We start from the raw sequence: 14,153 nt of genomic DNA, 5'->3' as shown, positions 1-14,153 counted from the left end.
AGGTCTTATGTTTAAGAAAAAAATCAACTTTCCTATCTGGTCTATAAAAGTATTTAAGTCCCAATTAATTGTTGACTCTCAACCGAATCAGCAGGAATTTATTAAGCCAACATTGACAGCTAAAGATGTTACTGATATTCCTGCTGATTTTATTGCAGATCCTTTCCTTATCGCTCACGAATCAAAGTATTTTATGTTCTTTGAAGTAATGAATAAAATTGTTGCCCGTGGAGAAATTGGTCTAGCCACAAGTAACGATGGAGAAAATTGGAAGTATGAGAGAATTGTATTAAAGGAAAAGTGCCATTTGTCTTATCCTTATGTCTTTAAAAGCAATAATGAATTTTTTATGATACCTGAGTCAACTGAGGCTAATGGGGTTTTCTTATATAAATCTAAGTCTTTTCCTAATGAGTGGGAGAAGGTTTGTGAGTTGATTCATGGTTATTATAGTGACCCTTCAATATTTTATTACAATGAAAAATGGTGGATGTTTGCAGGTTCCCCGGGTAAATTACATTTATTCTTTTCTAATAAAATAGATTCGGGATGGGCAGAGCATCCTAGTAGTCCACTCATTAAAAATAACAATTCTATTACGAGACCGGCCGGCAGAGTCATTGTTCATGATGGCGATATATATAGATTTACTCAAGATAATTCTTTATTCTATGGGAAATCGGTAAGGTCATTTAAAATCAAAACTTTATCTGAGAGTGAATATTCTGAAGAAGAGGTTGAGATAGTTTTGAAAGGTTCAGATAAACAAGGGGACTGGAGAAAAGATGGGATGCATCAAATAGACCAACTGAAAATAAATGATAATGAATGGCTCATTGTGGTTGATGGCCATTTTTTTCATAATGAAAACTTATTAATATGGAAATTAAAGCGATTTTTAAGAAATCCCATTGCTTGTACTATTAGGGTTTTTAATGGGAAACAAGCTTAAATTGCAAAAGAACTTAGTATATGATTATGACACGCAAAAAGACGCTTCTCTCATTAGTTGCTTTTAAAGAATAGGAGTGAGTCATTTGAATATTTACGAACATAATGATATTTCTTCCCTTGATAAAATCCTAAACAACTGGTCTGAATTGAACAAGGATTATCATGATATTACTATTTTTCAAGATGTTAATTGGCTTAAATCTTGGTGGGAGTATAAAACAAAACAAAGAACTATAATTCCTTATATTTTAGAAATTAAGCAAAGTAATGAAATTGTTGGGGTATTTCCTCTATATATTCATGTCATTACCTTAGCAGGAGTTAATTTTCGTATTTTGAAACCTGTAGGTTCTGAACTTTCCGATTACTTAGTTCCTATACTATCTAAAAATTATTCTGCAGAAGAAGCATTAAACTTAGTGTTTGCTAAAATTATGAAAGATAAAACGAATTGGGATTATTTTGATTGGGGGAATATACCGGAGTACTCATGCTTTGATAAATTTCTGAATAAAAAATTATCTAGTAATTCCAAATTAAAGAGAAATAGAATTGAAGCTTGTCCATACTTTAAAATTAACAAAGATATTATGAAAACAATAAATAATTTTGATCAAAAGTGGCTAAAAGATATTTATTATAAAGAAAGAAAAATAAAACGAAGCGGGAAACTAGTTTATCAAAAGGTAATTACTGAAGAAGAAATAGAACCAATAATGAAAAAACTTTTTGATCTTCATTGTAAGAGATGGGAGAAAACAGATACTCCAAGCAGATTTCAATCTGCAACAGAAAGGGATTTTTTATTAAGTGCAGCAATTAATTTACATAAAGCAAAGCTACTACATCTATCTTATTTAAGCCATAATGATGAAATTATCGCTATTCATTTTGGTATGTCAGATGGAAAAAAATTTTATTATTATATACCAACTTTTGATATGAACTTTGCGAAATATTCTGTCGGACAACTCTTAATATATAATCTAATACTTCAAGCTGGTAGAGAAGGTTGCGACGTTTTTGATTTTCTCCGTGGTAATGAGGCATATAAATACAAATGGGGTGCATCTAATAGATACAATGTGCGTTACATTTGTTTCAATCGTACAATTAAGTCCACCTTGTTTAAATATATGCTCAAAACATATGACTCGAAATTTTTTAATGATAATTTACAACCGTTATTCTTAAATAGAATATCAAAAAGCACTTCTTAATATTGCATATTCTAAGGATGTGATTTCTTTGTGAAAAAATTATTACTGGTTACTGATGTCATGTCAGTTGGCGGTGTTGAAACTGTCATCGTAAATACTCTTCAAGGTTTAAACTATTCTAAATTTGATGTCACTTTATTTATTATGTATAAAACAAACGAAGAAAAAGAAAATCTTAAAAAAATACCAGATAAGGTTAAAATTAAATATCTGTTCAAAGAACCCCCTGCAGGATATTTACAAATCGCTTTATATTATTTATTTATGTTTTTCCCTCCTGCAATAATGAATAAATTAATAGTAAAAGAGCCCTTTGACATTATTATTACAACTAAAGATGTTTTTACTTATCCAATCAGTGCAAATACATGCAAAAAAATCATGTGGGTTCATGGAGGATTAGAACATCTGAAATCAGATCGTTTAACGTTTTCCAATAAACTAAAATACGCTTTTAAAAAAATTCGATATGGCAGGTTTGATAAGATCATTCTGCTAACAAATAGCGCAAAAGAGAACTTTTGTAGCAAATTTCCTTTTGAATCGAAATGTATTATCTTAGCAAATCCTATAAATACAGTTAAAATAGAAAAATTATCTAAGGAACCAGTGAAGGATTATACATTTAATGAAAATCTTACAATCGTTTGTTCCAGTCGTTTAAGTATTGAAAAGGGTGTTGAAAGATTAATAAAGTCGTGTGAAATATTATTGAAAGAAGGATATAACTTTAATTTATTAATTTTAGGTGACGGTCCAGAAAAGTTAAAATTAGAGCAATTAATTGAGAAAGACCCTTTACTAAGAGAAAAAATAACAATGTTAGGCTTTAGAAAAAACCCGTTCAAATATATGAGCAAATCTAGTCTGTACATTTCTCCTTCATTTACTGAAGGCTATTCATTATCTATAGCAGAGGCAATTATTTTGGGATTACCTATAATAGGGACGGATTGTGATGGTAATGCTGCAGTTTTAGATAACGGGAAATACGGTTTGTTAGTTGAAAATAGTGAAAGTGGAATTTATGTAGGGTTGAGAAAAATGTTATCATCCTCTCATTTATTATTGGAATATAGATTGAAAAGTCAAGAGCGACAAGAGTTTTTTAGTTATGAGAAAAACATAAAATTATTAGAAAAAATAATTTCGTGATATACCCTGAATAATAGGCTAGATGAGGAGGTTATTAATTGAGATTAGTAAGTTTGATTGTGCCAATTTATAATGCTGAAAAATATCTGGATAAGTGTATTACATCAATTCTTAATCAGACGTTTACCAACTTCGAATTAATTTTAGTAAATGACGGTTCAACTGATGCTAGTTTAAGTATCTGCACAAAATATCAGAAAAAAGATAACCGAATACTTGTAATAAATAAAAAAAATGAAGGCAGTATTGCGACAAGAAGAAAAGGAGTACAGGCTGCAAGCTCAGATTATGTAATGTTTGTTGATGCTGATGACTGGATTGATAAAAAAATGATAGAAACACTTTATACAGAATCGATAAACAGCAGCGCAGACATAACAGTTTGCAATATGTATAAAGTACTAGGCAATAGCAAGTTGATAAAACGAAAAAATAATAGCGAATATTTTAAAGAAGACAAGCTATATGATAAAGAAAAAATAATGAACGAACTGATAGTTGCTTATTTTTATGGTCATCCATTTCCAGCAAATCTTTTTGGGAAGTTATATAAAAAGGATTTATTACTCAACTGTGGGAAGTTCCTGGAGAAAATACATTTCTTAGGCGAGAATCTTTACTATAACTTAGAGATTTTCCTTAAAACGAATCGTATTAAAGTGATTAATAAACCTTTATATTATTACAGAGCGGGTGGTATTACTAGTAAATACATGCCCTATTTCTTTGATGATATAGTTAACGGTTATGAGATTCAAAAGGAAGTCATTGATGAATACTACATTGAAAGTAAACATTTTCAATATAAAGGTATAAGTATTATGTTATTAAATACCTTTAAAACCGCTCTTAATAATTTATTCGATAGTGACCTTAAAGAACAACAAATTAAAGATAAAATCAAATCCTATGTTTTAAATGAATCCATTCAAGAAGCAGCGAAAAATGATGGATCAATCAGTTATTTTCCATCATCATTTTTAACGTCTATTGAATCAAAAGATATTGATTACTTATATACATTAGGATATGAACAGTATAAATCAAGCAAACCGAGAAAGCGGCTAGTAAATTTTATTACAAAAATATCAGCTTTTTGAAAATGAAACTTTACCAAAAATATGAAATCGTGTATTATATTAGTAAACTGTTCTTTAAAAAGAACGAAATGACTATATCGGAGAGAATGCTATGAGTGCAATAGTTGGTATTTATCATACGAATAAAGAACCAGTTTCAATAGAACATATTAATGGAATGATAGGTTCACTATCAAAATACCCATCAGATGACGTTCAAATTTGGAATGAAAATCATATTTTCTTAGGTTGTCATTCACAGTGGATTACACCCGAATCTGTAGGAGAACCGCTTCCTTTTTATAATCAAGAACGTAAATTAGTTATTACTGCAGATGCTATCATTGATAATCGCAAAGAATTATTCGAACTTTTACAAATAGAGAACTCCAAAAGAAAGATAATACCTGATAGTCAATTGATTCTATTAGCTTATAGTAAGTGGGGAGAGGACTCACCAAAGTATCTGGTTGGCGATTTCGCATACATCATTTGGGATGAAAGAGAACAAAAACTATTTGGAGCCAGAGATTTTTCGGGAAGTCGAACACTCTATTATTATCAAGATTATACCCGCTTTGTCTTTAGTACTGTGATTCATCCTATTTTTACTCTGCCAACTATTAAAAAACAAATAAATGAACAGTGGTTGGCAGAATTTTTAGCGATATCAAGTGTAATAGATACTGTGGATACTTCAATCTCTGTTTATGATAATATTCACCAACTGCCTCCTGCCCATTCTTTTACTATACATAATGGTCGTTTAAAACTAAATAGATATATTACACTTTCAACAGAGAACAAAATAAAACTTAAAACGAATGAGGATTATGAAGAAGCCTTTTTAGAAGTGTTTGAAAGAGCCGTTCATGATCGCTTGCGGACTCATCGAAATGTAGGATCGCATTTAAGCGGAGGTTTGGACTCAGGTTCAATTGTCAGCTTAGCAGCAAAAAAATTAAAAAAGATTAATAAACCGCTATATACATACACTTACCATCCACCCAAAGATTTTAATGATTTCACACCGAAGAACATGATTGCAGATGAAAGATCTTTAATTAAAAAAACAACGGATTATATTGGTGAAGGCTTAATTAGCAACTTTTATGATTTTAACAATATGGACCCCCTTACTGAAATGGACGATTTTATTGATACATTAGAAACGCCCTATAAATACTTTGAAAACTCCATCTGGCTTAAAGGTGTTTTTCAAGAGGCCGCTAAAAATGATGTAGGAGTGCTTTTAAATGGTGGTAGAGGGAATTTATCAATTTCATGGGGACCTCCACTCGAGTATTATGCGACTCTAATAAAAAAATTAAAGTGGGTACAATTGCATAATGAATTACATTTATACAGTCAAAATATTAAGGTTAATAGGAAACGCCTTATTCCTATCATTATAAAACTTGCATTCCCGCTCATTAATTCTCTTTCACCATATATGGAGAAATATCAATCAAGAAGCATGATCAATCCAATTTTTGCAGAGAAACACGGTGTATATAAAAAACTGCAAAGATATGGGGTTGACGAACTTAATCACTCTTTACCAAATCTATTTAAAGCAAAGGAAAGACACTTTCAAGAACTATTTCACTGGAATACAACTAATACATTTGGCTGTAAATTTTCTTTAAAATATAAGCTTTGGAAAAGAGATGCTACTAATGATTTGCGTGTAATAAAATTTTGCTTATCTGTACCAGAAAGTCAATTTGTACAGAGTGGAATGGGAAGATCTTTAATTCGTAGGGTTACGAAGGGTTTGCTACCGGATCAAATTCGATTAAATCAAATTACACGTGGTGTACAAGGCGTTGATTGGGTCCATAGAATGACTCCTACTTGGAATGCATATGTAAAACAACTAGATAAAGTTCTAGAGAATGATTTTATCTTTAAGTACATGGATAAACAAACCATTGAAAATGCAATATCAAAAGTTAAAGAAGGACCTAATATCGAATTTGCTAATAACCCTGACTATCGAATTGCAATGAGGAGCTTAATCATTGATCGCTTTTTAAAAACCTTTGAAGGGAGGTGATACTATGAAAAAAGTATGGTTTACGCCTGAATTGAAAACTCTTGCAGTTAAGAATACTATGGCAGCTGGTTATGAGGGATATCACGATGAGGCATATGTAGGAGAACCGGCATATGGTCCGCATCATGAGTCTTAATAATTAAAAGTGAGTTAGCCTGATTTCTACTCAATAGAATCAGGCTAATGCTTTATTGTGATTAAATTTCCAGCAATACAGAATTTATTTTCTCACATACATATCTAAATTTTACTAAAGGAGAACAAAATGGTAAAAAGCCTTCAATTACAAGAGATACCTAAAGAAGTTAGATTAATGCTTGATATAATAAAAGAAGAGTCAATATCGTCTCAGACAATAAGTATAAATATTGATTGGGACATTTTTTTATCCTACGCAATACACCATCGGTTATTTCCACGTATTTATTTTAAAATTAAAGATATTGAATCATCAAAAATACCTTTGACCGTCAAAGAAAAGCTATCATTCCTTTATAAAAGAAATACATTGCAAATGCTTAAACTAAGCGGGGAAATGGCCCTAATTCATAAATTACTAGATGAAAAGGATATTAAAACTCTCTTTCTAAAAGGACCAGTAGTTGCTCAAGATTTATATGGAGACATTTCACTTCGTACCTCAAGTGATTTAGACTTTTTAATCCCCATTGATCGATTAAATGAGACAGAAAAAATATTAATAGAACAAGGATATGAGAAAGACGATTATATCGAAACAGTGCTCAATGATTGGCGTTTTAGACATCATCATGTGACGTATTTTCATCCTCATAAACAGATAAAATTAGAAATCCATTGGCGTCTACATCCTGGACCAGGAAAGGAAACAAGTTTTTGTGACCTCTGGAATAGAAAAAGAGAAAGTAAAGCTATGGGTTCATCAGTTTATTATTTAGGAAAAGAGGACTTATTCCATTATCTTATTATTCATGGATCAAGACATGGCTGGTCACGATTACGCTGGTTAGATGATATTCAACAGATTGTAAAGCAACTGTTAGATTGGGAGTTAGTATATAGACTATGTAAAAATAATCATCATCTTCATATTGCTGGTCAAGCGTTAATCTTAGTCAATCAATTATTGGGTGTGAAAATAACTAATGAAATGAAAAGAGTTGTAAATAGCCGAAAATCTTATGAATTAGCTCAAGAAGCCATATTTTATTTAGAAAGAATGGTTAATTTGCACACATTACCTTTGCCGGAGGAAGTTGCTGAGTACCATAAAAGGCACTCCATTTCATTAATGTCCTCTCATCAAAAATTACTTTATTTATGCAGCTTATTTTATCCATTTCCAGAGGATGCGGAAGTTTTACCTTTACCAAAAAAAATGCACTTTCTCTATTTCCCTTTACGACCGTTCCTATGGGCATGGAGAAAGGTGAAAAAGCCTATTCTATCGTAGGCGGAAATTCACTTGAAAGAGATTTTCTACTTTTAAAGCAAATTCAATCATTCGCTGGGTTTCAGTCATATTTGAATATTCGTGGAATGATGATTGTTGGATTGCTGGGGGGATTGGTTCTAATGATCAGTATGAGCTACATTGTTGATTTTGGTATTTTAAAATATGACAATGAATAACAATACTTTAAATAGTGTTATTTTTGCGCTACAGGAGCAAAATCCCCATGAAGAACTGCACCCAATGATAACTAACTAGATAATTAGTATCATTGGGTGCGGTTTTATTTATTATTTATAATGTTAAATATTGACGCTATATGAAAAATAAACTAAGATGTCTATAGTTCTCTATAAAGAACAGTGATAAGGGGGATTTAAACCTATATGTCTAACAAAAACTACGAAAATATTACTAATTATTATAAAGCGTTTGGTTTAACAATTAACAGTGTATTACCACTTCTAGAATTAATACCAATAAAAGATTGTATTAACCAAGAAGATGTAACAATTACATTTGGTGATTTGACGGCAATCAAAAATACATACTTAAAAGAGAACACTTACTTTTATATAAATGAGGATTTGTGTCTATTTCATATACCTGATGTAGCCATCTTTTCTATTAGTAAAGGTAAAGAAATTATTGTTTCACCATATGCAAATGCAAATAATGATCAAATTCGTTTATATGTATTAGGTACATGTATGGGAGCTATTTTAATGCAAAGGAGAGTATTGCCATTGCATGGAAGCGCCATATTTGTCGAAGGTAAAGCCTACGCAATCGTTGGACATTCGGGAGCAGGTAAATCAACACTTGCCTCAGCCTTTATCCAAAAAGGAGCTTTATTGCTAAGTGATGACGTTATTCCAATTAAATTCACAGAAGATAATACCCCTATGATTATTCCAGCCTATCCGCAGCAAAAGTTATGGATTGAAAGTTTAAATGGATTTGCTATGGACCATTCAAATCTACGACCAATATTCAACCGTGAAAATAAATATACTATACCTGTTACAAATCAATTCCATGATCAACCGATTGCTTTATTCGGAATAATCGAGCTAGTTAAAGTGGATCATGAACAGATAGTTTTATCCAATATAGATAAAATGCAACGATTCCCACTGCTATATGAACATACTTATCGAAATTTCTTTTTAAATGGGATGAATCAAATTGAATGGCATTTTTCTGAATCTGCTAAAGTGGCGAATAAAGTCCCTATATTTCGTGTAGAAAGACCTACATCGTATTTTTCTGCTTATGAACTTGTTGATTTAATCAAATCTGTTATGGGAATAGAGACTGTTACAACTTAAATCTTGGAGTTGAAGTATATGATTAATAAAATGATCACCTTTTTAAAGTACAAGGATAAGAGTATGTTAATAGAGGCCTACCTTTTATTAGCATGGGCTCGCTACAAAAAAACAACGCAGTTTTCTAAAATGGCACCAGTTCTAGGAAACCATATGAAAGAAACAAAACAGGAATTAACAGCGGAGAAAAGAGCAATAGCTCAAAAAATATCTAGTGCTTTATATCTAATGAGCCGATATACATTTTGGGAAAGCGAATGCTTAGTTAAGGCAGTTGCAGGTATGAAAATGCTAGAAAGAAGAGGTATTGAAAGTACACTCTACTTAGGAACGGCTAAGGACGAAACAGGATTAGTGGCACACGCTTGGCTAAGGAGCGGCAATTACTATGTTTCTGGAACGGAAGGAAAACATAAGTTTACAGTTGTCGCAACATTCGCGAAAAATATTTAAGCCGCTATTATCATGATCCAGCCTAGGAGGTCAAAGTGAAAGATATTATATATTTCGTTAAACAAATTCAAGCCTATGCAGGTAAAAAATTATATGCGACCATATTAGCCATGACTTTTGTCGGTGTATTAGAAGGGGTTGGAGTCTTACTTTTAATCCCAATGATTAGCATGACTGGAATGGTAGATTTCGGTATTGAAAATAGTTCCTATTTAAGATTTTTAAGCTTTATTGAAGACATTCCTACCTCTATTTCTATACCAATTATTTTATTCATTTATTTTATGGTTGTAGTCGGATATAACCTAATTGATCGGAAAATTGTTATGCAAAATGCTGTTATTCAAAATGGTTTTTTGCGTACATTTCGAGCTGAAACCTATAAAAACCTTATGTTCACAAAATGGGAGTTTTTCGTCAAAAATCGCAAATCAGATCTAATTAACCTTATTATGGGAGAAATCGCAAAAACGACAGGAGGAACAAATGCCTTTTTACAGTTCATCGCTTCTCTCATCTTCACCATCATTCAAGTAGGCATAGCATTTTGGCTTTCTCCAACCATTACTACTTTTGTGTTGTTGAGCGGAGTCCTACTTGTCTTTCTAAATCGAAAATTTTTAAAGAAATCTTTGGAGCTTGGTAATACAAATTTTCATTTAGGTAGGGATTTTTTTGCAGGAATAACGGATCAAATGAATGGTATAAAAGATATAAAGAGTAATTCTCTCGAAAAATCTCGTTTAGAATGGTTTGATGACATCACAAGAAAAATTGAAAAAGAACAATACAATTATATGAAATTACGAACTACCTCTCAATTTTACTACAAAACAGCTTCAGCACTTTTTATTGCACTATTTATTTTCATTTCCTTAAATATGTTTAAAGCACAAGCGGGTCAACTAATGTTAATCATTATCATCTTTGCTCGTCTTTGGCCTCGTGTAGCAGGTATACAAGGGTCATTGGAGCAAATTGCGACAACTCTACCTTCATTTAACGCTGTAAAACAATTTCAACTGGAATGTAAGAAATATAAAGAGTTTCAACCTAAAGAAGATGAAAAAATCCCGAAATTACAGATTAAAAATGAAATCCAATGCCAGCAAGTTTCATTTCGTTACAACACTAGCGAAGATCGTTATGCACTTCAAAATATAAACATTACAATTCCAGCCAATCAGATGACAGCTATTGTTGGTCGTTCTGGTGCCGGTAAGAGCACATTAATTGATTTACTCATGGGTCTAAATAAACCAGAAGAAGGTATTATTTTGATTGATGGGCAGCCATTATCAGATGAGAATTTATTGTCATTAAGAAGCTCTTTAAGCTACGTACCACAAGAACCTTTTTTATTTAACGCCAGTATTCGAGAGAATTTATTATTGGTAGAGGCTAATGCTACTGAACAAGAAATGTGGGAAGCGTTAGCCTTTGCTTCAGCTGCTGAGTTTGTTCAAAAGTTGCCGAATGGTTTAGACACCTTTATCGGTGATCGTGGAATTAAGCTTTCAGGGGGAGAACGACAAAGGATTGTCTTAGCTAGAGCCATCTTAAGAAAACCAGCAATACTAGTACTTGATGAAGCTACAAGTTCCCTTGATACAGAAAGCGAAGCAAAAATACAAGAAGCTATTGATCGATTAAAAGGGCAAATGACCATCATCGTAATCGCGCATCGGTTTTCAACTATTCGTAACGCTGATCAAGTACTCGTACTTGAAGATGGGAAAGTAGTCCAACAAGGTGGATTTATTCAGCTATCAAAAGAAAAAAATAAAGTCTTTCATAAACTTCTTGGAAAGCAAATGGAAGTACTTCAATAGTTTTTAAGAAGGGAGGTGAACAAATTTTTTATTACTATTATTGGAATTAACATTCAAAATAAAAGGAGGGATTAAAATGATTACTCAAATTCAATGGAAGAAACCAAATTTGGAAATTTTGGATATTTCCATGACCATGAAAAAAGGACATGCCCCAAAAGAAAACGGAGATCCAGGAAACCCTAATTATGGTGGAATACCTGGATGCAATCCTTCAGGAAATCAACCTAAAAAATGTAATAGTAATAGTTTTGATAGTTAATCCTCTAATCCTCATCTATATTTAATTAATCTGGAAGGAGATTGGATGTATGTTAAATTGGATAAAGCCTGAATTAGAAGTATTAGATGTTCGTATGACACTAAAAGGTATCAGTGGTGGTAGTGGTAGTGGAGGTGGAGGAGGTAAGCACAAATGTAATAAGGGTCATAGTCATCATGGACCTGGTAACTGTCCTGATCCTACCCCTACTGATCCAGTATATCCAACAGAGTCATAATTTTATAAAAAAACTATTATCCTTCATTTTCAATGGATAATAGTTTTTTACTTAGCATTTAATAGAGGAGAGACAGAATATGTTTGAAATCGTAAAAACCCAAAAACAACAAAAACAATTCGAACAAACTTGGGAATATTTTTGTGAGAAAAATAATTGGTATAATGATCCTTACACAAAAAGCGGGATTCGTTATCTGATGATGCATCCCGAAGACAGTACGAAGGCCATTGGAACAGTTGAGTTTGTACCATATAGCCCTAACAATCCAGAGAGTACTGTTGAAAGGCATTATTCATTTAGTTCCTTTCCGGAAATAACTTCAAACGAAGGACGGGTCTGGGAGGTAGACAAAATATGTATTCATAAAGATTACCAAAGTAAAGGTCTTTTTGTGCAATTCTTCCCTATATTTCACCAGCATGCTTTAGAAAACAAACCGAAGTATTATATAGCTTTAATGGAAAAGAAATTTTATCGCATGGTTCGTATACTCTTTGGACTTTCTGTTAAGCAAATAGGGGAAGAACAATTAGCAGATACTACAGTTTTAATTCCTGTTGTACTAGATATAGAAGCCATTATGAATAATACATCCAAGGTAAAACAATTACTTGCAATGTGCCATACTTCTACAAATATAAAATATTTTACTAAAACATACTTCCATTTTTTTGAATGGAAGAAGCTTTTTAATAAGTGCCGAATCAAACTATAAAAATAGCTGACTGCAATCGCAATCAGCTATTTATTATTAAACCTCAAACAACCTCATTGATTAAAAAATCCCCCTAATACATATCCCATTCAATCGGCTGAATTTCAGATAATTACTCATATTCTTACCACCACCTCATATACTTGTTTTGTGAATAAATACATGAGGTGGTGCTTCTATGAGCAACAAAGCGATTCGCTATACGCAAATTAAGTCTTATACTCCGTTTCACAGCGACTTCGATCCTTGTCCGCCGATCGGCAAAAAGTATTATCGCACTCCACCTAACTTATATATGGGATTCCAGCCGCCAAATTTAGAGCAATTTTCTGCAAAAGAAGCTTTACAGAAAGGTACACTTTGGCCTGCTTTTTATGATTATTATGAAAATCCGTACAAAAAGCAGGTGAGGAAATGACCAAATCATTGCCGCCGGAGTATTATCAGCTTCTGGAAGAGCTTCAAGCTGTCGACTTTTTACTTGTGGAATTAACACTGTATTTAGATACCCATCCCGGAGATCAGCAAGTGATTGCGCAGTTTAATGAGAACGTCGAGAAAAGACTAAAACTCAGGTATCAATTCGAATCAAAATTCGGTCCGTTACAGCAATACGGAAACAGCTACGCCGACAGCAAATGGTCCTGGCACAGTTCACCTTGGCCTTGGCAAGTATAGGAGGGAAAGCGTATGTGGATATATGAAAAAAAGCTGCAGTATCCGGTAAAGGTAAGTACATGCAACCCAACACTCGCAAAGTATTTAGTAGAACAATATGGAGGGGCAGATGGCGAATTAGCGGCTGCATTAAGATATATGAATCAAAGGTATACCATTCCTGACAGTGTAATTGGTTTGCTTACAGATATTTCCACTGAAGAGTTCGCTCATTTGGAAATGATTGCTACAATGATTTATAAATTAACAAAAGACGCCACACCACAGCAAATGCGTGATGCAGGATTAGATGCGCATTATGCTGCGCATGACTCTGCGCTATTTTATCATAATTCTGCCGGTGTACCTTTTACAGCTGCTTATATCCAAGCAAAAGGCGATCCGATTGCTGATTTGTATGAGGATATTGCTGCTGAAGAAAAAGCTAGGGCCACATATCAATGGATTATCGATATGTCAGATGATCCGGATCTGAATGATTCGCTCCGCTTCCTCAGAGAACGGGAAATCATTCATTCGCAGCGATTCCGAGAAGCTGTAGAAATATTGAAGGAGGATCAGGGGAAAAAGAAATTTTTTTAAATTAGGAATGTCATGTAAAAGGAGTCTGTTACAAAATGTAGCAAGCTCCTTTTTAAGTGCGCCCGGCATGGGTGCAATCTATAGGGTGAAAGTCCCGAGCTGTGAAGGCAGAAGTAACAGTTAGCTTAACGCAAGGGTGTCCGTGGTGACGCGGAATCTG

General features: G+C 33.0%; 16 protein-coding genes. All 16 read left to right on the top strand.

The window, feature by feature from the left end; genetic code table 11:
- Positions 1 to 7 precede the first annotated feature (7 nt).
- The 16 genes from IEO70_RS04765 to IEO70_RS04695 all read left to right on the top strand — a co-directional run bounded on the left by IEO70_RS04765 (position 8) and on the right by IEO70_RS04695 (position 13,993).
- Positions 8 to 952: a glucosamine inositolphosphorylceramide transferase family protein gene (locus IEO70_RS04765; RefSeq protein ID WP_190997217.1), complete on the top strand. Its 945-nt coding sequence runs from the start codon at positions 8 to 10 to the stop codon at positions 950 to 952.
- Between the two features lie 85 nt (positions 953 to 1,037).
- On the top strand, positions 1,038 to 2,174 hold the full coding sequence (locus IEO70_RS04760) for a GNAT family N-acetyltransferase (RefSeq protein ID WP_190997216.1): 1,137 nt from the start codon (positions 1,038 to 1,040) through the stop codon (positions 2,172 to 2,174).
- Positions 2,175 to 2,204: 30 nt separating this feature from the next.
- Positions 2,205 to 3,329, top strand: coding sequence for a glycosyltransferase (locus IEO70_RS04755; protein WP_328820870.1), 1,125 nt, complete (start codon positions 2,205 to 2,207; stop codon positions 3,327 to 3,329).
- A 38-nt stretch (positions 3,330 to 3,367) separates the two neighbouring features.
- Positions 3,368 to 4,429, top strand: a complete 1,062-nt coding sequence (locus tag IEO70_RS04750) for a glycosyltransferase family 2 protein (RefSeq protein ID WP_190997215.1) — start codon at positions 3,368 to 3,370, stop codon at positions 4,427 to 4,429.
- Between the two features lie 91 nt (positions 4,430 to 4,520).
- Positions 4,521 to 6,467 carry an asparagine synthase-related protein gene (locus IEO70_RS04745; protein ID WP_190997214.1) on the top strand — a complete coding sequence of 649 codons (1,947 nt, stop codon included), beginning with the start codon at positions 4,521 to 4,523 and terminating at the stop codon, positions 6,465 to 6,467.
- 4 nt (positions 6,468 to 6,471) lie between these two features.
- Positions 6,472 to 6,603 carry a hypothetical protein gene (locus IEO70_RS20175; RefSeq protein WP_268938716.1) on the top strand — a complete coding sequence of 44 codons (132 nt, stop codon included), beginning with the start codon at positions 6,472 to 6,474 and terminating at the stop codon, positions 6,601 to 6,603.
- Between the two features lie 129 nt (positions 6,604 to 6,732).
- Positions 6,733 to 7,899: a nucleotidyltransferase domain-containing protein gene (locus tag IEO70_RS04740; protein WP_190997213.1), complete on the top strand. Its 1,167-nt coding sequence runs from the start codon at positions 6,733 to 6,735 to the stop codon at positions 7,897 to 7,899.
- A 386-nt stretch (positions 7,900 to 8,285) separates the two neighbouring features.
- Complete coding sequence (locus IEO70_RS04735) at positions 8,286 to 9,230, top strand: aldolase (protein ID WP_190997212.1); 945 nt, start codon at positions 8,286 to 8,288, stop codon at positions 9,228 to 9,230.
- Between the two features lie 18 nt (positions 9,231 to 9,248).
- Positions 9,249 to 9,683, top strand: a complete 435-nt coding sequence (locus tag IEO70_RS04730) for a lasso peptide biosynthesis B2 protein (RefSeq protein WP_190997211.1) — start codon at positions 9,249 to 9,251, stop codon at positions 9,681 to 9,683.
- A 35-nt stretch (positions 9,684 to 9,718) separates the two neighbouring features.
- Complete coding sequence (locus tag IEO70_RS04725; RefSeq protein ID WP_190997210.1) at positions 9,719 to 11,515, top strand: ABC transporter ATP-binding protein; 1,797 nt, start codon at positions 9,719 to 9,721, stop codon at positions 11,513 to 11,515.
- Between the two features lie 76 nt (positions 11,516 to 11,591).
- Complete coding sequence (locus IEO70_RS04720; protein ID WP_190997209.1) at positions 11,592 to 11,777, top strand: paeninodin family lasso peptide; 186 nt, start codon at positions 11,592 to 11,594, stop codon at positions 11,775 to 11,777.
- Positions 11,778 to 11,826: 49 nt separating this feature from the next.
- Complete coding sequence (locus tag IEO70_RS04715; RefSeq protein ID WP_190997208.1) at positions 11,827 to 12,015, top strand: paeninodin family lasso peptide; 189 nt, start codon at positions 11,827 to 11,829, stop codon at positions 12,013 to 12,015.
- Positions 12,016 to 12,094: 79 nt separating this feature from the next.
- Positions 12,095 to 12,733: a GNAT family N-acyltransferase gene (locus IEO70_RS04710; RefSeq protein WP_190997207.1), complete on the top strand. Its 639-nt coding sequence runs from the start codon at positions 12,095 to 12,097 to the stop codon at positions 12,731 to 12,733.
- 178 nt (positions 12,734 to 12,911) lie between these two features.
- The gene (locus tag IEO70_RS04705; RefSeq protein WP_190997206.1) at positions 12,912 to 13,151 is read left to right on the top strand and encodes a spore coat associated protein CotJA; all 240 of its coding nucleotides are present in this window, start codon (positions 12,912 to 12,914) and stop codon (positions 13,149 to 13,151) included.
- A complete protein-coding gene (locus tag IEO70_RS04700) occupies positions 13,148 to 13,411 on the top strand; it encodes a spore coat protein CotJB (RefSeq protein ID WP_190997205.1) in 264 nt (87 codons plus the stop codon). The genes IEO70_RS04705 and IEO70_RS04700 overlap by 4 nt, the downstream gene beginning before the upstream one ends.
- A gap of 12 nt (positions 13,412 to 13,423) precedes the next feature.
- On the top strand, positions 13,424 to 13,993 hold the full coding sequence (locus tag IEO70_RS04695; protein ID WP_190997204.1) for a manganese catalase family protein: 570 nt from the start codon (positions 13,424 to 13,426) through the stop codon (positions 13,991 to 13,993).
- The last annotated feature ends 160 nt before the right edge of the window (positions 13,994 to 14,153 follow it).

The sequence above is a fragment of the Peribacillus faecalis genome (genome assembly GCF_014712675.1).
Classification (GTDB): Bacteria; Bacillota; Bacilli; order Bacillales; family DSM-1321; genus Bacillus_AD; species Bacillus_AD faecalis.
The sequence above is the reverse complement of the archived record's forward strand: the minus strand, read 5'-3'. Positions and strand labels throughout refer to the sequence as shown.